The sequence below is a fragment of the Streptomyces sp. NPDC058619 genome, assembly GCF_042717785.1.
In the GTDB taxonomy this organism is placed as follows: Bacteria; Actinomycetota; Actinomycetes; order Streptomycetales; family Streptomycetaceae; genus Streptomyces.
This window is the reverse complement of sequence record NZ_JBHXQN010000009.1, coordinates 115,193-134,389: the sequence shown is the minus strand read 5'-3', so window position 1 is coordinate 134,389 and position 19,197 is coordinate 115,193. Positions and strand designations below refer to the sequence as shown.

Sequence of the window (19,197 nt, the reverse complement as noted above, 5' to 3'; positions counted from 1 at the left end):
GAACGGATGCCACGCGTACTGCTGATCGAGGACGACCCGTCCGTACGGGAGGGCGTGGGCCTCGGCCTGCGCCGCCGCGGCCACGAGGTGAGCGCCGCCGAGACCGGCGAGGAGGGGCTCGCCCTGATGGCGGCCTTCCACCCCGAGCTCGTCCTGCTCGACCTGATGCTGCCCGGGATGAACGGCGTACAGGTCTGCCGCCGGATCCGTGAGACCAGTGAGGTCCCGATCATCATGCTCACCGCGCGCGGAGACGACTTCGACATCGTCATCGGCCTGGAGGCCGGCGCCGACGATTACATCGTCAAACCCGCCCGCACCGAGGTCATCGAGGCCCGCGTCCGGGCCGTGCTCCGCCGCCTCAGCGACCCGGTGGGAGTGCGCCCCGAGGTCGAGCACCACGGCGAACTGGCCGTCGACCGCGCCGGCCTCACCGTCGCCAAGAACGGCGAGCGGGTCGCCCTGGCCCCAGCGAGCTCAAGCTCCTGCTGCACCTGTCGGCCTCGCCCGAGCAGGTCTTCTCCCGGCAACAGCTCCTGGAGTACGTCTGGGACCACAGCTACCACGCCGACGCCCGGCTCGTGGACGCCTGCGTGCGCCGCTTGCGCCACAAGGTGGAGGACCCGGACGCGGCGCCCCGCTACATACAGACCGTGCGCGGCTTCGGCTACCGCTTCGGCCCGGTCGAGGGCGCGCGACGGTGAGACGGATCGCTCCGTTCGGCCTGCGCACCCGGTTGATCGCCGCCTTCCTGATGGTCGCCGCGATCAGCGCGGTGAGCACGGCCGCCCTCACCTACCAGAAGGCGCGCAACGCGATCCTCGCGCAGAGCCAGGACATGGCCGTCAGCACCCTGCGCGACCAGCTCGACTCCAAGAACCTCCGCATCCCCATGGACCAGGAGACCCTCCAGGCCCTGGTCTCCGAGTTCGCCAAGCGCGGCAAACCCCGCCCGTGGGCGGTCTTCGGCGAGTACGCGGACCTGCGAGCCTCCTCGAACATCAACCCGGCGACCTCCTCCCTGGTGACCGACGAGCTCCGCCGGCAGGTGGTCTCCGCCAACCCCCACGGGGCCTTCCAGCGGGTGGAGGACGCGAGCGGGGCCCCGTACCTCACCGTCGCCATGCCGGCCGTGTTCACCCACCAGGGGAAGCGCGAGCCCACCGGCCTCGTGGTCTACGCGGTGATGTCGCTGACCACCGAGCGGGAAACGGTCGACGCCATGGTCGACGCCGCGAAACAGGGCGCCGTCCCCGGCCTCGCCATCGCCGTCGTCCCCGCACTGCTCGCCGCGCGCGGCGTGCTGCGCCCGGTGCGCCACATGCGCCGTGCCGCCGAGCGCCTCGGCCGGGGCCGCCTCGACACCCGGATCGAGGTCAGGGGCGCCGACGAGCTCGCCGGGCTGGCCCGCACGTTCAACGAGACCGCCCGCGCACTGGAGCAGTCCGTGAGCGAACTCCAGGACGCCGAGGTCAGGGCGCGCCGCTTCGCCTCCGACGTCTCGCACGAGCTGCGCACCCCGCTCGCCGGAATGCTCGCCGTCACCGAGGTCCTCGACGAGGACGCCGAGCGCCTCGACCCCGATACCGCCAAGGCGCTGCGGCTGATCAGCGCGGAGACCGGCAAGCTCGCCGTCCTCGTCGAGGACCTGATGGAGATCTCCCGCTTCGACGCCCGCGCCGCCGAACTGAACCTCGACGACGTGGACATCGCCGTCGCCGTCACCAAGACCCTCGAACGCCGCCACTGGGACGACGGAAGGGTCACCGCCGAACTGCCCAGCGGTGTGCGCGCGCGGCTCGACCCGCGCCGCTTCGACGTGGTGCTCGCCAACCTCGTCGGCAACGCCCTCCAGCACGGCGGAGCCCCCGTCACCGTCACCGTCGCCGCCCTCCCCGGTCCCGACGGCGAGCGGCTGTTGATCGAGGTCGCCGACAGCGGGCCCGGCATCGCCCCCGAGGTGCTGCCGCACATCTTCGACCGGTTCTTCAAGGCCGACGCCGCCCGCACCCGCTCCGCGGGCAGCGGCCTCGGCCTCGCCATCACCCTGGAGAACGCCCGCCTGCACGGCGGCACCCTGTACGCCGCCAACGGACCCGGCGGGGGAGCCGTCCTCACCCTCGACATACCCCTGGAGGCCGACGCGTGACCCGGCTCCGGAACGCCGCGGCCGCCGTCGCCGCCCTCCTCGGTCCGCTGCTCCTGCTGTCCGGGTGCGGCATCAAGCCCACCGGGGTGGTCGAGAGCGGCGCGGCCGCCAACGTGGTGGTGAACTCGCCCGACCGTGCGGGCGTCGTCTACTTCGTCACGCCCGACGACAAGCTCGTCCCCTCTCCGCAGGTCGACTCCACGCTGCCGTCCCCCGTCGGAACCGTACTGAGACTGCTCGCCGGGCCCGGTCCGCAGGAACGGGCCGCCGGGCTCGGCACCCGGCTGCCGGGATGGGACGGCACGGCGCCCGGGTCGGTCAGCGTCTCGTTCACGTCCCCCCAGTCCGTCGAGGTCAAGGTCCCGTTCATGGTCCTGGACCTCCCGGAGCTCGCCATGCGCCAGCTGGTCTGCACGGTGGCGTCCGTCGTCGGGAGCGAGATCCCCGACGTACGGGTGACCTTGAGGGGCCCGGGCACCACCCTCTTCGGCGAGAGGTGCGACATCGGCCGCTGAACCGACCGGTCCCTGAACACGCCGGCCGCCCCCTTGCGGCCGCCGGCCGCCGGCGCCACGGTAACCCCATGGACCACGAGGCTCCCGACGCCCCCGAGGCCGGCGACGTCCCCGACGTCCCGGACGTCTTCGATCCCCGGATCTACGCCGGGGGCGTCCCGCACGACCGCTACCGGCTGCTGCGCGACCACCACCCCGTGGCCTGGCAGCCGGAGCCGGAGATCGCGGGCTGGCCGGCCGGCCCCGGCTTCTGGGCCGTCACCCGGCACGCCGACGTCGTCCGGGTCCTGCGCGACCACCGGACGTACTCCTCCTGGCTGGGCGCCACCCAGATCCGTGACCCCGACCCCGCCGACCTGCCGTTCCTGCGCCGCACCATGCTCAACCAGGACCCCGGCAAGGACGCGGGGGAACACGGCCGGCTGCGCCGGCTCGTCTCCCGGGCCTTCACCCCCGCCCGGGTGGACGCCTTCGCGGTACGCGTCCGCGACCGGGCCCGTACGCTGCTGCGCGCGGCCCGCGACGGGGCCGCGGACGGGGGCGCCGACCTGGTCCGCACCGTCACCGACGAGTACGCCCTGCTCAACCTCACCGACCTGCTGGGCGTGCCCGCCGCCGACCGGGGCCTGCTGCTGGACTGGACCGTACGGATCATCGGCTACCAGGACCCCGAGGACGCGCCCGCGCCCCTGCTCGGCGCCGACGGCAGGCCGCTCAACCCGCGTTCTCCGGCCCTGCTCGGCGAGATGTTCGCGTACGCCCGCGAACTGGCCGCGGACAAGCGCCGCCGACCCGGCGACGACGTGATGACGAGCCTGGCCCTGGCCGGGCTGGACCCGGCCGAGCTGGAGATGTTCTTCTTCCTGCTCACCGTCGCGGGCAACGACACCGTGCGCAGTGCGGCCCCCGGCGGACTGCTCGCCCTGGCCCGCGACCGCGACGCCTACCGGCGGCTCGCCGACGGCCTGGTCCCGGTGGACCGGGCCGTGGACGAACTCCTGCGCGTCCACCCGCCGGTGCTCAGCTTTCGCCGCACCGCCGTCCACGACACGGAACTCGCCGGCCGGCCGATCGCCGCCGGAGACAAGGTGGTGGTCTTCCACGCCTCCGCCAACCACGACGAGCGGGTCTTCGCGGACCCCGGACTGCTGGACCCGGGCCGTGCGCCCAACCCGCACGTCTCCTTCGGTGACGGCCCGCACGTCTGCCTGGGCGCCCACTTCGCCCGGATCCAACTGCGCATCCTGCACGAGGAGTGGCGCGCCGCCGGCCTCCCGGCGCCCGAACTGACCGCATCGCCTGGGAGGTTGGTGTCCAACTTCATCAACGGGATCACACGGCTGCCGCTGCGGGTGTCCGGGCCGCCCCGGTGACGTCCGCCACGAGCTCGGTCACGTCCGGCCCGTAGGCGTCGGAGTTGACGACCTTCAGCACGAGACAGAAGGAACCGCCGCCGTGGGTGCGCGCGAGGGTCCTGTGGTGCTTCGCCAGATAACGGGCCGCCGCCTGGTTGCTGTTGGCCGTCTGCCCCGACAGGAGGAACACCGGCCGGGAGCCCTGCCCGGTCGTCAGCCGGGCCAGCAGCACGTGCTCGGTGCGGCCCTTCTCCCAGCGGTACGTCTCCCCGCCGACGTGCAGGGCGCCCCGGTCGGGTCCGGCCTGCGTGGAGGTGTCGACCCGTACTCCCGGGAGCATGGAGTCGAGGTGCGCCGTCGTACGGGCGTTGGAGACGGGCCCGCCGACGCAGAACTCGGCGCGCTCGCCGAAGCCCTGGCGGGCGGCGTCGTGGGTGACGATCTGGACGTTCGCCCCACAGTCCTTGATCAGCGCGGATATCTCCAGCAGGGCGAAGGCGTCGTTCCGGTGCAGCGACGAGTCGGTGCCGCCCATCTGCCGGTTGACCACGAACAGGCAGTCCGACCCGGTGGGCAGTCCGAAGAAGGCCTGCTTGCGGCGCAGGGCGCGGCGCCACAGGTAGGTCCGGGAGAACCAGCCGAACCCCCCGCTGATCGCGGTGGCCACCACCCCGAGCACGATGTTGCGCACGTCGTCGTCCATGCGGCGGATGGTAGCCCGGGGCAGGTGTTCCTGACGCGGGGGGTGCGGTGAAGTTAGAGTGCGCAGCCCAGGCCTGGACACGTCCTGACAGGCCGTCGACTGGAGGTACGGATGCGCCGCCCCGCCGCTCGTCAGTTAGCCCTCGTCGCCCTCGCCGGAGCCCTGGTGTCCACGGGCGCCGCAGCCCCGCCGTCCGCCGCCTCCGGGGGGACCCCGGCCAAGGTCCCGGTCGCCGCCGGCTACGGCGGGGCCGTCGCCAGCGTCGACGCGGAGGCCTCCGCCGTGGGCATCGCCGTCCTGCGCTCCGGCGGCAACGCCGTGGACGCGGCGGTCGCCACCGCGGCCGCCCTCGGCGTCACCGAGCCGTACTCGGCGGGCATCGGCGGAGGCGGCTACTTCGTCTACTACGACGCGAAGTCCCGCCGGGTGCAGACGATCGACGGCCGCGAGACCGCCCCGGCCAGCGCCACCGCGTCGCTGTTCCAGGAGAACGGCGTCCCCATCCCCTTCGCCGAGGGCCAGACCAGCGGCCTCGGTGTCGGCGTGCCCGGCACCCCCGCCACGTGGAAGAGCGCCCTGGACAGCTGGGGCAGCCGTCCGCTGGGCCACCTCCTGCGGCCCGCGGAGAAGCTGGCGCGCGACGGCTTCACCGTGGACGCCACGTTCCGCGCCCAGACCGAGCAGAACCAGGACCGGTTCAAGGACTTCCCGGCCACCTCGAAGCTTTTCCTGCCCGGCGGCGCCCTGCCCGTGGTCGGGTCCACCTTCAAGAACCCCGACCTGGCCGCCACGTACGCCGAGCTCGCCCGCAAGGGGACCGGCGCGCTCTACCGCGGCCCGATCGCCGAGGACATCGTCCGGGCCGTGACCAAGCCCCCGGTGGACCCGGCCGCCACCCGGAACGTGCGGGCGGGCGACCTGACGGCCAAGGACCTGAAGGCGTACGCGACCAAGCGGCAGGCGCCGACGCAGGTGAGCTACCGCGGCCTGGACGTGTACAGCATGGCGCCGTCCTCCTCCGGCGGGACCACCGTCGGCGAGGCGCTGAACATCCTGGAGCGCACGGACCTCTCGAAGCTCTCGGAGAGCCAGTACCTGCACCGCTTCATCGAGGCCTCGCGGATCTCCTTCGCCGACCGCGGCCGCTGGGTCGGGGACCCGGCCGCCGAGGACGTGCCCACCCGGGAACTGCTCTCGCAGCGGTTCGCCGACTCGCGCGGCTGCCTGATCAAGCCGGACCGGGCGCTGACCAGCCCGCTGGCCCCCGGCGACCCGCGCAGGCCGGTGGCCTGCGGCGGTGGCGGACAGGCCGCCCCGACCACCTACGAGGGGGAGAACACCACCCACCTGACGGTCGCCGACCGCTGGGGCAACGTGGTCTCCTACACGCTGACCATCGAGTCCACCGGCGGCAGCGCCATCACCGTCCCGGGCCGCGGCTTCCTGCTCAACAACGAGCTGACCGACTTCTCCTTCGCGCCGGCCGCCCCCGGCGTCCCGGACCCGAACCTGCCGGGGCCCGGCAAGCGGCCGCGCTCGTCCATGTCCCCGACCATCGTGCTGGACGACGGCCGTCCCGTGCTCGCGGTCGGCTCGCCGGGCGGCGCCACCATCATCACCACCGTCCTGCAGACCCTGACGGGCCACCTCGACCGGGGGCTGCCGCTGGTGGACGCGATCGCCGCGCCGCGCGCCAGCCAGCGCAACCAGACCACCACCGAACTGGAGCCGGGACTGTGGAACAGCCCGCTCCGCGCGGAACTGGAGGCGATCGGCCAGGGCTTCCGGCAGAATCCGGAGATCGGCGCCGCCACCGGTGTCCAACGCCTGCCGGACGGCCGCTGGCTGGCGGCCGCGGAGACCAGCCGGCGGGGCGGCGGCTCGGCGATGGTGGTCCACCCGCACGGGAGGCCGTAGCGCGGGGGAGCCGTGGTGGTGAGCTGGCCGCAGCGGGGAAGTGGCCGCAGTGGGGAAGTGTGGCCCCGGCGGAGAGGCGGCCGCAGTGCCGGGGCGGCCGTGGCCCGGTGGCGGAGCGGGCTCAGAGGGCGGTGAGGATCCTCGGGCCGTCGGTGGTGATCGCCACCGTGTGCTCCGCGTGCGCGGCGCGGCTGCCGTCGACGGTCCGCAGCGTCCATCCGTCGCCGTCGCACGTGTAGTCGTCGACCCCGCCCGCGGTCAGCATCGGCTCGATGGCGAGCACCATGCCGGGGCGCAGCTTCATGCCGCGCCCCGGCGGGCCCTCGTTGGGGACACCCGGGTCCTCGTGCATGGCGCGGCCGATGCCGTGGCCCCCGAAGCCGTCCGGGATGCCGTACCCGGCGGCGCGGCAGATGCTGCCGACGGCGTGGGCGATGTCCCCGATCCGGTTGCCGGGTACGGCGGCGGCGATGCCCGCCGCGAGGGCCGCCTCGGCGGTCTCGATCAGCCGCAGGTCGTCGGGGCGGGCCCGGCCGACGGTGAAGCTGACCGCCGCGTCCCCCACCCAGCCGCCGAGCTCCGCACCGCAGTCGATGCTGACCAGGTCCCCGTCGCGGAGCCGGTAGTCGCCCGGGATGCCGTGCACGATCGCGTCGTTGACCGAGGCGCAGACCACCGCCGGGAAGGGTACGGGCGCGAAGCTCGGCCGGTAGCCGAGGAAGGGGGAACTCGCCCCGGCCTCCCCGAGTACGCCGCGGGCCACCCGGTCCAGGTCGCGGAGCGAGACGCCGACGCCCGCGGCCTCCCGTACGGCCGCCAGGGCGCGGGCCACGACGCGGCCGGCGGCGCGCATCTCGTCGATCGACTTGTCTGTCTTCAGTTCCACCATTCCAATAACTATACCGGTATAACTGTAACGGGATAACTGTTGGGATGCCGGGTAGGATGGGGGCATGGTCCGAACCCCCCTCACCCCCGAAGAGCGCGAGCGCGGCGAGCGCCTCGGCGCACTGCTGCGCGAGGCCCGCGGCGCGCGCAGCATGGTCGAGATCGCGGCGGGCGCCGGCCTCTCGGCCGAAACCCTGCGCAAGATCGAGACCGGCCGGGCCCCCACTCCCGCCTTCTTCACCGTGGCCGCCCTCGCGGGCGTCCTCGGGCTCTCCCTCGACGAGGTCCTGCGCCGCAGCGCGCTGGTTCCCGTACCGGTCTAGGGCCTTCCTCCCGGATCGTGCCGGACGAGTTCTCCGCGGCCGGGGTGCGCGCGGGGGGCGGCCGCCTAAGGTCGCGGTATGAATCTCGAAGAGCTCGGCCGGGCCCGCTACATCAGCCTCACCACCTTCCGCAAGGACGGCACCCCCGTCGCCACGCCCGTGTGGGCGGTGGCCGACGGCGGCGAGCTGTGCGTGTGGACGCGCACCGACACGTGGAAGGTCAAGCGGATCCGCAACAACGGCCGGGTCAAGGTCGCCCCCTGTGACGTGCGCGGCCGCATCGCCGAGGGCGCCCCCGTCCTGGAGGGCGAGGCCCGGCTGCTGGACGACGCCGGGATGCGGCGGGTGCGGAAGATGATGTCGCGCAAGTACACCTGGCAGTTCTGGGCGGTGGACGTTCCCGCCACGGTGTGGCGCCGGGGGAAGCGGCCGCACACCGGGATCGCCGTCAAGCTTTGAGACTCCCGTAGCCCGCCCGTAACACGGGTGGGATCCAATGCGGGCATGGAGACCGCGACTGCACGTGTGATCGGGCAACTCGCCGAGTACGTAAGAGAATTGACGCAGCGGCTGGATTCCGGGGCGGGTTGGTACGGGGAGTTCCTGCGCCGCGATCCGGAAGGCGTGCGGGCCTGCGTGGACGGGGCCGCCATCCCGCCGTGGGACGTGGTGGAGTCGCTGCTGCTGGACCTGACCGGCATCCGCGGCGAGGAGACGGCGGCGCGCGAGACCGTATACGCGGGCCGGCTGCGGGCGGCCGCCGTCGCGGCCTGGGACCGGCTGCCCGGCGGGGCCGAGGAACTGCGGACCCTGCTGGCCGCCGCGTCCGGTCAGCGCGCCGACGCCGAGCGGGCGCTACGCGACCTGACCGCCCGGCTCGGCCGCGCCGGCGACCGGGCTGAGGCCGACGCGCTGGGCCGGGAGCTCTCGTGGACCCGGGACGACGCGGCCCGCGCGGCCTCCCGGTACGAGGACCTGCGCGACCGGCTCGCGGCCCTGCACCCGGCGGCCCCGGCGCCGTGCGGCGACCCCCTGGCGGGGGTGCCGAGGCAGCGGGACGCGGCGCCGACCGCTGAGGCGCCCGCCGGAGCGTCCACCGCCGGAGTACCCGCTGCTGGAGCGCCGGTCGCCGGCGAGCCCACCACCGGCGAGCCCACCGCCGGGGCGCCGGGTGCGGCGGCCCGGCCGGTCGGGCGGGCCGAGGGGCGGCGGCTGCGGGGGGCGCGCACGTCCGGGGGAGCCCGGTACGCGGGTGCGGCGGCCTTCGGGGCCCCGGCCTTCACCCCGCCGCCGGGCCACCCCGACGGCGCCGCCACCGCGGCCGGTCCCGGCCTTGAGGGCGCTCCGGACCCGGGGGCCGGTCCGGCGCCGGCGCCGCCGCCCGCCCCGAGGGGCGCCCGGTTCGGCCGGCCCGCGCCCGCGCGACGGGCGGCCTCCGCACACCGGGCGGCAGCGGCGTCCGCCCCCGTGCCTCCGTCCGCGTCCACGGGCCCGACCCCGCCCACGGGCCCGACCCCATCCGCGGGCCCGACCCCGGCCGTTGCCCCGTCGCCGGCCGCGGCGGCGTACGGCCCCGACGGTCGTGTGCCGGGGCCGGGCGCGGGCCCCGCCCCGGGCCGGTCCACGCGGGCCCTCGTCGGGGACCTGCTCGCGCTGCGCGGCCAGGGGCGTACCGGGGAGGCGCACGCCCTGCTCTGCGAGGCGGCCGCGTGGCCCGCCGACCGGCTGCCCGGGCTGGCCGCCGAGCTGGCCCGCGCCGGGCTCGCGGCGGACTGGGCCACCCTGTTGTGGGAGGCCGCCGCCTCGCTGCCGCCCGAGCGGCTCGCCGAGCTCGCGGCCGCCCTCGACGGGGCCGGGCGCGAGGCCGACCGCGACCGCCTGCTGCGCCAGGGCATGGCCCGGCCCGCCGCCGAGATCGCCGACGCGGCCCTCGCGCTCGACGCGGCCGGCCGGGGCCGGGAGGCCGAGGCCCTGCTGGACGCCTTCGTACGGGTCCGCACCGCCGAGGAGGTCGCCGCCCTCGCACGGCGCGCCCCGCAGTGGTTCGCCCCGCGCCTGCTCCGGGCGGCCGCGTCGCTGTCCGGGCCCCGCCGCAGGGACCTGGCGCACGCCCTGCGGGTCGCCGGCATCGCCCCGGTCTAGCCGACGCGCGCGGTACGAGCGGTTCTTATCGGCCGCCGGCTGACCGGAAACGACTGCGGCGCGACGTATCTTGATCGACTACTCCAACCGCGCACGGCGCTCTTGCCCCACGCTGTGACGCGGCCTACGTTCTACTCCCTACGCACTGCGTCTACGTGCGTAGAGCCGTGGAAGTCGACGTCAGTTCCCCGTCGCGAGGAGCAGCTCATGGCCCAAGTCGTCCGCGCCGCCCTGGTCCAGGCCACCTGGACCGGAGACACCGAGTCCATGATCGCCAAACACGAGGCGCACGCCCGCCGGGCCGCGGCCCAGGGCGCGAAGATCATCGGATTTCAGGAGGTCTTCAACGCGCCCTACTTCTGTCAGGTCCAGGAGCCCGAGCACTACCGCTGGGCGGAGGCCGTCCCCGACGGCCCCACCGTCCGCCGCATGCAGGACCTCGCCCGCGAAACCGGCATGGTGATCGTGGTCCCGGTCTTCGAGCTGGAATCCGAGGGCTTCCACTACAACACCGCCGCTGTCATCGACGCCGACGGCAGCTACCTCGGCAAGTACCGCAAGCACCACATCCCCCAGGTCAAGGGGTTCTGGGAGAAGTACTACTTCCGGCCGGGCAACCTCGGCTGGCCCGTCTTCGACACGGCCGTCGGCCGGGTCGGGGTCTACATCTGCTACGACCGCCACTTCCCCGAGGGATGGCGCGCGCTGGGCCTGGCCGGAGCCCAGCTCGTCTTCAACCCGTCCGCCACCTCGCGCGGCCTCTCCGCGTACCTGTGGCAGCTGGAACAGCCCGCCTCCGCCGTCGCAAACGAGTACTTCATCGCCGCGATCAACCGCGTCGGCCGGGAGGAGTACGGCGACAACGACTTCTACGGCACCAGCTACTTCGTCGACCCGCGCGGCCAGTTCGTCGGCGAGCCCGCCAGCGACAAGGAGGAGGAACTCCTCGTCCGCGACCTCGACTTCGGCCTCATCGAAGAGGTCCGCACCCAGTGGGCGTTCTACCGCGACCGCCGCCCCGACGCCTACGGAGGGCTCGTACAGCCGTGACCAACCCGATCCCCCTGCACAGCCGCCACCGCACCGTCCTGCCCGACTGGCTCGCGCTCTACTACGACCGCCCCATCGAGCTCACCCACGGCGAGGGCCGCCACGTCTGGGACGCCGACGGCAACCGCTACCTCGACTTCTTCGGCGGCATCCTCACCACGATGACCGCCCACGCCCTGCCCGAGGTCACCAAGGCCGTCGCCGAGCAGGCCGGGAGGATCGTCCACTCCTCCACCCTCTACCTCAACCGGCCGATGATCGAGCTGGCCGAGCGCATCACCGCCCTCTCCGGAATCCCCGACGCCCGGGTCTTCTTCACCACCTCGGGCACCGAGGCCAACGACACCGCCCTGCTGCTCGCCAGCACGTACCGCCGCTCCAACCAGATCCTGGCGATGCGCAACAGCTACCACGGCCGGTCGTTCTCCACCGTCTCCATCACCGGCAACCGCGGGTGGTCCCCGACCAGCCTCTCGCCGCTCCAGACGTACTACGTCCACGGCGCCGTCCGCACCCGCGGCCCGTTCGCGGCCCTGCCGGACGCCGAGTTCACCGCGGCCGCCGTCGCCGACCTGGAAGACGTACTGGGCCAGGCGCGCGGGGGAGTGGCCGCGCTCATCGCCGAGCCGATCCAGGGCGTCGGCGGGTTCACCTCGCCGCCCGACGGCCTGTACGGGGCCTTCCGCGAGGTCCTCGACCGGCACGGGATCCTCTGGATCAGCGACGAGGTGCAGACCGGCTGGGGGCGTACGGGCGACCACTTCTGGGGCTGGCAGGCACACGCCCAGAACGGCCCGCCGGACATCCTCACCTTCGCCAAGGGCATCGGCAACGGCATGTCCATCGGCGGCGTCGTCGCCCGCGCCGAGGTGATGAACTGCCTCGACTCCAACTCCATCTCCACCTTCGGCGGCTCGCCGGTCACCATGGCGGCCGGCGTCGCCAACCTCGCGTACCTCCAGGAGCACGACCTCCAGGGCAACGCCCGCCGCGTCGGCGGCCTGCTCCTGGAACGGCTGCGCGCCGTCGCCGCCGCCGTGCCCGCCGTACGGGAGGTCCGCGGCCGGGGCCTCATGGCCGGCCTGGAGCTGACGAAGCCCGGCACCGACCAGGCCGACCCCGAAGGGGCCGCGGCGGTCCTGGAGGCCGCCCGCGAACGCGGCCTGCTGCTCGGCAAGGGCGGCGGGTACAACACCAGCGTGCTGCGCATCGCGCCGCCGCTCTCCCTCACCGTCGCCGAGGCGGAAGAGGGCGCGGCCATCCTCGAACAGGCCTTGCGCAGCGTCCAGTAGGGGGACCCCCATGAGCATCCGCACCCTGATCCGCGGCGGCCTGGTCGTCACCGCCGCCGACGAACTGCACGCGGACGTCCTCGTCGAGGACGGCCGTGTGGCGGCCCTGGCCGCGCACGCCTCGGCGGCCGCCGAGGCCTGGACGGCCGACCGCGTGATCGACGCGAGCGGGAAGTACGTCATCCCGGGCGGCGTCGACGCCCACACCCACATGGAACTCCCCTTCGGCGGCACCGCGGCCTCGGACACCTTCGAGACCGGCACCAGGGCCGCCGCCTGGGGCGGCACCACCACCATCGTGGACTTCGCCGTGCAGACCCCGGGCCACGCCCTGCGTGAGGGCCTCGACACCTGGTACGCCAAGGCGGACGGCAACTGCGCGATCGACTACGCCTTCCACATGATCCTCTCGGACGTCAACGAGGGCACCCTGAAGGAGATGGACCACCTCGTCGGGGAGGGCGTCACCTCCTTCAAGCTGTTCATGGCCTATCCCGGCGTCTTCTACAGCGACGACGGCCAGATCCTGCGGGCCATGCAGCGCGGCGCCTCCAACGGCGGGCTGATCATGATGCACGCCGAGAACGGCATCGCCATCGACGTCCTCGTCGAGCAGGCCCTGGCCCGCGGCGAGACCGACCCCCGCCACCACGGCGAGGTCCGCAGGGTGCTCCTCGAAGCCGAGGCCACCCACCGCGCAATCCAGCTCGCGCGCGTCGCGGGCGCACCGCTGTACGTGGTCCACGTCTCGGCGGAGGAGGCGGTCGCGGAGCTGGCGGCAGCCCGCGACAAGGGCCTGCCGGTGTTCGGCGAGACGTGCCCGCAGTACCTGTTCCTGTCCACGGACAACCTGGAAGAGCCCGACTTCCAGGGCGCCAAGTACGTGTGCTCCACCCCGCTGCGCCCCCGCGAGCACCAGGCGGCCCTGTGGCGGGGTCTGCGGACGAACGACCTCCAGGTGGTCTCCACCGACCACTGCCCGTTCTGCTTCCGGGGCCAGAAGGAGTTGGGCCGGGGGGACTTCTCGAAGATCCCGAACGGGCTGCCGGGGGTGGAGAACCGCATGGACCTCCTCCACCAGGCGGTTCTGGACGGGCACATCAGCCGCCGCCGCTGGATCGAGATCGCCTGCGCGAGCCCGGCCCGGATGTTCGGCCTCTACCCGCAGAAGGGCACCATCGCGCCGGGTTCCGACGCCGACATCGTCCTCTACGATCCGCATGCCGAGCAGGTCATCTCCGCCGAGACGCACCACATGAACGTGGACTACTCGGCGTACGAGGGCAAGCGGATCACCGGACGCGTCGACACCGTGCTCTCGCGCGGCGAACTCGTCATCGACCAGCGCGAGTACACGGGCCGGGCGGGCCACGGGGCCTTCGTCCACCGTTCCACCTGCCAATACCTCTAGGGGATGCCGGGGCCTGCCCGCCCCGGTTCCCGTACTCCCCAGCAAGGAGCGACGCATGGACTTCGGCCTCGTCCTGCAGACCGACCCGCCCGCCTCTCAGGTCGTCAGCCTCATGAGGCGGGCCGAGCGCAACGGCTTTCGCTACGGCTGGACCTTCGACTCCGCCGTGCTCTGGCAGGAACCGTTCGTCATCTACAGCCAGATCCTCGCCAACACCCACAAGCTGCACGTCGGCCCGATGGTCACCAACCCGGGGACCCGCACCTGGGAGGTCACCGCCTCCACCTTCGCCACCCTCAACGACATGTACGGCAACCGCACGGTCTGCGGGATCGGCCGCGGGGACTCGGCCATGAGAGTGGCCGGCCGGGCCCCCAACACCCTGGCCCGCCTGGGCGAGGCCATCGACGTCATCCGCGACCTAGCCGAGGGCCGCGAGGCCGACGTCGACGGCAATGCCATTCGGATCCCCTGGATCAAGGACGGAAAGCTCCCGATCTGGATGGCGGCGTACGGGCCGAAGGCCCTCGCTCTGGCCGGGCAGAAGGCGGACGGTTTCATCCTGCAGCTCGCGGACCTCTACCTCACCGAGTGGATGATCAAGGCCGTCCGTCAGGCTGCTGTGGAGGCCGGCCGCGATCCCGCCTCGATCACCATCTGCGTGGCGGCCCCCGCGTACGTGGGCGAGGACCTCGCGCACGCCCGGGACCAGTGCCGCTGGTTCGGCGGCATGGTCGGCAACCACGTCGCCGACCTTGTGACCCGGTACGGGGAGCACTCCTCGATGGTCCCGGACGAACTGACCGAGTACGTCAAGGCGCGCCAGGGCTACGACTACAGCCACCACGGGCGGGCCGGGAACCCGTCCGCGGACTTCGTCCCGGACGAGATCGTCGACCGCTTCTGCCTGCTGGGCCCGGCCGAGGCGCACGTCGAGAAGCTCCGGGCCCTGCGCGACCTGGGCGTCGACCAGTTCGCCGTCTACGACATGCACGACGCCCGGGAGGCCACGATTGACGCGTACGGCGCCGACGTCATCCCGTCGTTCGGCTGACTCTCGCGAGTGGCGCGGGGCCGACCAGGAGGTCGGCCCCGCAGCAGGTTGTCGGCGGCTCTCGCGCGGACACCTTGCAGGGGGTGCCGGTCCGGTTCATTCGCCCCGATCTCGATCCCGCAGGCTGCGACTTCCCGCCGTACGTAGGGCCGGGATCTCCCCTCGCCAGCTACACGGCCGAGCATATGATCGGGGTGTTCATCCGGGCAGTCGATGAGGCCTGGCACGCGCGCACCGCCTTGGTCGCAGCGCGGCGGGTCTCCACCCTCCCAATCGCCGACCGGGTCGTCGCCATCCCCGGCGGACGCGTGGCCGAGGCCGGTACCCACGAAGAGCAGTCTCTCGCCATCGGTGGGACCTACGTCGAACTGCTCGGCCTCCAACTCGGCGCATTCAGGGCATCATATGTCCGATTCGCCACAATGACACATATTCGCACCTCGCCTCAGCCGAACATATCCAGAGCTCGTGTTGAAAATGAGTGTCATAATCGTATAGAAGTACGGGGTGCTCATCTCACGACAGGTGCTGGAGCCCCGGACGGCCGAAGTCCGGCCCTTCGCACTCCCCGCACTCCGCCATCCCACGGTCTCGACGCTCTTGGCGGATCACCGCACCCTGCTGGCCGATCTCTTGGACGGCTTGGGATCGCCGCTGCACGTCGTACTGCCTGAGGTCTTCGAGGAAAACATCGTCGGACTTCAGCAGGCGTTCGCCGAGGCGGGCGCAACTGTCGACATTCTGTTCGCCAAGAAGGCGAACAAGGCTGACTGTTACGTCAGGTCGGCCGCGTCCCTCGGGGTCGGGATCGACGTGGCCAGCACGCCCGAACTGGTGAAGGCCCTGGCCGGCGGGGTTCCCGGGCGCCGGATCGGGATTTCCGGCCCGGAAAAGGACGACGCGCTGCATGCCCTCGCTGTTCAGCACGGCTGCCTGGTGGCCGTCGACTCGGTCAGTGAACTCCGACGGCTGGCAGCGACCGCGCGGCTCGGGCGGCGGCAGGCCAGAGTGCTGCTGCGGTCCCGGACGGCCGGTCAGTCGGCAAGCCGCTTCGGGCTGTCCGCCGCGGAACGTGAGACCGCCGTCAGCCTGTGCGCGGAACTTGCGGCCCACGTCAGCCTCCGCGGATTCTCCTTCCACCTGAACGGCTACTCCACCGCGGAACGCGCGACGGCGGCGAACGAGATGATCGAGCACTGTCTCGACGCCAGGCGGCGCGGCTCGCACTTCGCTGAACTGGTCAACATCGGCGGCGGGTTGCCGGTTCGCTATGTCGAGCCGCGGCTCTGGGACGCGTTCCTCGCGCAGAACGAGCCGGCTCACTACCATGCGGCCAAGAGCTTCGAAGACTTCTATCCGTACGGTGGGCAGACCGCGGCCCAGGCAGTGCGCGCGATCATGGCGCATCCGGTCGACGGTGCCGAGAACCTGTCGGCGAAGGCGGAGCGCAACGGTATCCGGTTCGTGCTCGAGCCCGGCCGAGCCCTCCTGGACCAGGCCGGATTCACCATGTACCGCGTACAGCAGGTCGACGACCGACGGGAGACCGACGGGTACGCGATCGTCACCGTCGCGGGCAGCAGTTTCAGTCTCTCCGAACAGTGGTTCAACAGCGACTACCTCCCCGACCCGCTGCTGGTGTCCGCGCAGCCCGTCGCCGACGAGATGTTCCCGGCCTGCGTCGCGGGCTCGACCTGCTTGGAAAACGATCTGGTGACCTGGCGGAAGATCGGCTTTCCGCGGCCCGTAAGGCGCGGTGACCACTTGGTCTACCTCAACACCGCCGGCTACCAGATGGACTCCAACGAATCACCGTTCCATGACGCCGCACTGCCGTTGAAAGCCGTCCTCCGGCTCGGTGATGGCGGGGCCCCGCCGCGCTGGCGACTGGACGGAATCTAGTGCGACCTCGAACCAATCCGATGCGACCGCCAACGAAGGAGAAGCCTCGCGTGTCACAAAACCATGCTCCACAGCAGCAGTTGTGGCTGTTGCCGCAGTCCCAGCAAGAAGGGCTGGACCTCGACCGCCGACAGGTGATCGCTGTCGTCGAGCGGGCCTACCGCGCGTTGCGCGAAGGTGGCTCGGACAACCCGGTCAAGACGGTCATCGACGATCCTGGTCACCGATCGCTGAGCTATTCGATGGTGGCCAGGGACGCCGGTAGCGGCACTGTCTGCTTCAAGGCCGTCTACGAGTTCGACCCGCGCCGCAATCGGGACAGTTACCGGTTTCACTCGTTCGTCTTCCTCGTCGACGACACCACCGGGGCACCCATCGCGCTGATGGACGTGGTGAAGCTCGGACCGTTGCGGTCCTCGGCCACCACCGCGCTGTTCGCCCGCGCGGCCTGCCCCGACGCGCGAAGCGCCCTGGTCGTCGGCACCGGCGTCCAGGGACAGATGGCGCTGCCGATGCTGGTCGAGGCCATGCCGGAACTGGAGCGGCTGCAGGTGTTCGGCACCTACCCCGATGGTCTACGCGCTGTCCAGGACAGCGTCGACGGCCGCGAGGTGGAGATCGTGAAGGATCTTCGGGAGGCCGCCGGTGAGGCGGACATCGTGATCGGCGCCGCCGGCCTGTCCGTCACGGAGGAGGTCCGGCGTGAGTGGATGAAGCCGGGCTCGGTCGGCGTTCTGCTCGGGTACGGCGTGCACGCCGACGTATGTCACGGCGCGGACTACCGGATCGCCACTGATACCGCCCAGATGCATGCCACTTGCGACGACCTGCGGGGCGAGGACGGCAGCTTGCCGTCGGTGGACGCCCAACTGCCGGACATCCTGCTCGGCCGGGCACCTGCCCGTCGCCATCCGGACGACGTGGTCTTCGCCTACAACAGCGGTATGGCGGTCACTGATGCCGCGCTGGGCCGGTACATAGCCGATCTCGCCCTGGCGGGCGGGCGCGGGGAAAAGGTCAACTTCTGGTGAGCACCGACACGACCGGCACGACCGGCACGACGCAGACCTACGCCGCCTGGTGGGTCAAGAACTCGCGGGCGCTGCTCAAGCTCGCCTTCCCGTTGATCCTGACCAACTTCGCCTACGTCGCGCTGACCACCGTGGACATCGTGATGCTGGGCAGGCTCGGGACGGTCGAGATCGCCGCCGCGGGTCTGGCCATCGCGCTCTTCAACCAGCTGCGCACCACCGGGACAGGCATGGTCACCGGAGTCAGCAACCTGGTGGCCGAGGCGCGAGTGCGGGGCGACCGTGAGCGAATCGGCGCGCTGCTGTTCGCAGGGTTCTTCTGGGCGACCGTCTGCGGTGTGGTGTTCTGCGCGGTGCTGCTGCTGATCGGCCCACTGCTCGTCCTGCTGGGTCAGGACCCGACGGTGGTCGACAAGGCCGGCGAGTTCCTGATGGTCATGGCGCCGGGCATGCTGCCCTGCCTGTGGTTCCAGAACCTGCGGCACTTCACCACCGGCCTCAAGCGGCCCGGGCCGCTGCTGGCCATCACGCTGGCCTCGATCGGCGCGACCATCGGCCTGAACTACATCTTGATCTACGGCAAGTTTGGCCTGCCCGCATTCGGATTCGTCGGCGTCGCGATCGCCACTGTCACGGTGTTCCTGTTGTCCTTCCTGGCGTTCGTCGCGGTGATCCTGCGCGACAGCGTCCTGCGCCCGTACCTCACCTCGCCCCACGCGCGGCGCTGGTCCGCAGACGCGGTCCGGTCCGTCTGGCGCCTCGGCCTGCCGATCTCGGGAACCTATGCCTCGGAGGCCGGGTTCTTCAGTGTGCTCACCCTGATCATCGGCGCCCTGGGCGTCGAGGCCCTGGCCGCGCAGACGGTGCTGAACCAGATCGTCTACATCGTCTTCATGATCTCCGCCGGCTTGTCGCACGCGGCGTCGATCCACATCAGCGAGGCCGCCGGCGGTAACGACTACGTGACGGCACGCAGAACGGGGCTTCTCGGCACGGCCTGGGGCGTGATCGCGACGCTGGTGGTCGCCGTCGTGTACCTGGCGATCCCCGCCCCGATCGTGTCCTTGTTCATCTCGGCCGAGCACGCCGGCAACTCGGACATCATCGCGCTGACCGTGACCGGACTGCTGATCGCCGCCCTCATGCAGGTCTTCGACGCCATGCAGAACATCGGCAACGGGATCCTGCGCGGCATCGGCGACACCGCCGGGCCGTTCCGGATCTCGCTCGTCGGGTACTGGCTGATCGGGCTGCCCGCCGGTTACCTGCTCGGGGTGACCGCCGACTGGGGCGTCGAGGGCGTCTGGACCGGCCAGACCATCGGCCTCGCGGCCACCGCCGCCATCCTGCTGGTCGCCTTCCTGCGCCGCGTCGACCGGCTCCACCGGGAGACGTCCGGCGCATCCGTCCCGGAACCGGAGTCGTCATGAACCATGCCCTCGCACGTGCCACTTCGGCCTCCTTG

The 19,197-nt window shown here is 72.1% G+C and carries 16 protein-coding genes and 1 pseudogene; 15 read left to right on the top strand and 2 right to left on the bottom strand.

Annotated features, from left to right (window positions below; genetic code table 11):
* Positions 1–6: 6 nt before the first annotated feature.
* From ACFWTC_RS12170 to ACFWTC_RS12155, 4 genes and pseudogenes are all read left to right on the top strand, one after another.
* A pseudogene (locus tag ACFWTC_RS12170) lies at positions 7–704 on the top strand (response regulator).
* Positions 701–2,149, top strand: a complete 1,449-nt coding sequence (locus ACFWTC_RS12165) for an ATP-binding protein (protein ID WP_383915732.1) — start codon at positions 701–703, stop codon at positions 2,147–2,149. The pseudogene ACFWTC_RS12170 and the gene ACFWTC_RS12165 overlap by 4 nt, the downstream one beginning before the upstream one ends.
* Entirely contained in the window at positions 2,146–2,664 is a 519-nt protein-coding gene (locus tag ACFWTC_RS12160; protein WP_384027927.1) for a hypothetical protein, read from the top strand. The genes ACFWTC_RS12165 and ACFWTC_RS12160 overlap by 4 nt, the downstream gene beginning before the upstream one ends.
* Before the next feature lie 68 nt (positions 2,665–2,732).
* The gene (locus ACFWTC_RS12155; protein ID WP_384027928.1) at positions 2,733–4,037 is read left to right on the top strand and encodes a cytochrome P450; all 1,305 of its coding nucleotides are present in this window, start codon (positions 2,733–2,735) and stop codon (positions 4,035–4,037) included.
* Here the strand turns inward: ACFWTC_RS12155 and ACFWTC_RS12150 are convergent.
* On the bottom strand, positions 3,997–4,722 hold the full coding sequence (locus ACFWTC_RS12150; RefSeq protein ID WP_384027929.1) for a hypothetical protein: 726 nt from the start codon (positions 4,720–4,722) through the stop codon (positions 3,997–3,999). The two genes, ACFWTC_RS12155 and ACFWTC_RS12150, sit on opposite strands and share 41 nt — an antisense overlap.
* 111 nt (positions 4,723–4,833) lie before the next feature.
* On the opposite strand from ACFWTC_RS12150, the gene ggt reads away from it, so the two are divergent.
* Positions 4,834–6,639: a gamma-glutamyltransferase gene (gene ggt, locus ACFWTC_RS12145; RefSeq protein WP_383915724.1), complete on the top strand. Its 1,806-nt coding sequence runs from the start codon at positions 4,834–4,836 to the stop codon at positions 6,637–6,639.
* 121 nt (positions 6,640–6,760) lie between these two features.
* On the opposite strand, the gene map is transcribed toward ggt, so the two are convergent.
* On the bottom strand, positions 6,761–7,528 hold the full coding sequence (gene map, locus ACFWTC_RS12140; protein WP_383915722.1) for a type I methionyl aminopeptidase: 768 nt from the start codon (positions 7,526–7,528) through the stop codon (positions 6,761–6,763).
* Positions 7,529–7,592: 64 nt separating this feature from the next.
* Between map and ACFWTC_RS12135 the strand changes: the two genes are divergently transcribed.
* The 10 genes from ACFWTC_RS12135 to ACFWTC_RS12090 all read left to right on the top strand — a co-directional run bounded on the left by ACFWTC_RS12135 (position 7,593) and on the right by ACFWTC_RS12090 (position 19,162).
* Entirely contained in the window at positions 7,593–7,850 is a 258-nt protein-coding gene (locus ACFWTC_RS12135; protein WP_383915720.1) for a helix-turn-helix domain-containing protein, read from the top strand.
* A 78-nt stretch (positions 7,851–7,928) separates the two neighbouring features.
* Positions 7,929–8,309, top strand: a complete 381-nt coding sequence (locus tag ACFWTC_RS12130; protein WP_383915718.1) for a PPOX class F420-dependent oxidoreductase — start codon at positions 7,929–7,931, stop codon at positions 8,307–8,309.
* Between the two features lie 45 nt (positions 8,310–8,354).
* Positions 8,355–9,992 carry a hypothetical protein gene (locus ACFWTC_RS12125; RefSeq protein ID WP_384027930.1) on the top strand — a complete coding sequence of 546 codons (1,638 nt, stop codon included), beginning with the start codon at positions 8,355–8,357 and terminating at the stop codon, positions 9,990–9,992.
* Positions 9,993–10,199: 207 nt separating this feature from the next.
* Positions 10,200–11,042, top strand: coding sequence for a nitrilase-related carbon-nitrogen hydrolase (locus tag ACFWTC_RS12120; RefSeq protein ID WP_384027931.1), 843 nt, complete (start codon positions 10,200–10,202; stop codon positions 11,040–11,042).
* A complete protein-coding gene (locus ACFWTC_RS12115; protein WP_383915712.1) occupies positions 11,039–12,334 on the top strand; it encodes an aspartate aminotransferase family protein in 1,296 nt (431 codons plus the stop codon). The genes ACFWTC_RS12120 and ACFWTC_RS12115 overlap by 4 nt, the downstream gene beginning before the upstream one ends.
* Positions 12,335–12,344: 10 nt before the next feature.
* A complete protein-coding gene (gene hydA, locus ACFWTC_RS12110; protein WP_383915710.1) occupies positions 12,345–13,745 on the top strand; it encodes a dihydropyrimidinase in 1,401 nt (466 codons plus the stop codon).
* A gap of 55 nt (positions 13,746–13,800) precedes the next feature.
* Positions 13,801–14,799, top strand: coding sequence for a TIGR03842 family LLM class F420-dependent oxidoreductase (locus tag ACFWTC_RS12105; RefSeq protein ID WP_383915708.1), 999 nt, complete (start codon positions 13,801–13,803; stop codon positions 14,797–14,799).
* A gap of 507 nt (positions 14,800–15,306) precedes the next feature.
* Entirely contained in the window at positions 15,307–16,701 is a 1,395-nt protein-coding gene (locus tag ACFWTC_RS12100) for an alanine racemase (protein WP_384027932.1), read from the top strand.
* 50 nt (positions 16,702–16,751) lie between these two features.
* Positions 16,752–17,732: an ornithine cyclodeaminase gene (locus tag ACFWTC_RS12095; protein ID WP_383915704.1), complete on the top strand. Its 981-nt coding sequence runs from the start codon at positions 16,752–16,754 to the stop codon at positions 17,730–17,732.
* Positions 17,729–19,162 (top strand): MATE family efflux transporter, encoded by a 1,434-nt coding sequence (locus ACFWTC_RS12090; RefSeq protein WP_384027933.1) that lies wholly within the window; start codon positions 17,729–17,731, stop codon positions 19,160–19,162. The genes ACFWTC_RS12095 and ACFWTC_RS12090 overlap by 4 nt, the downstream gene beginning before the upstream one ends.
* The last annotated feature ends 35 nt before the right edge of the window (positions 19,163–19,197 follow it).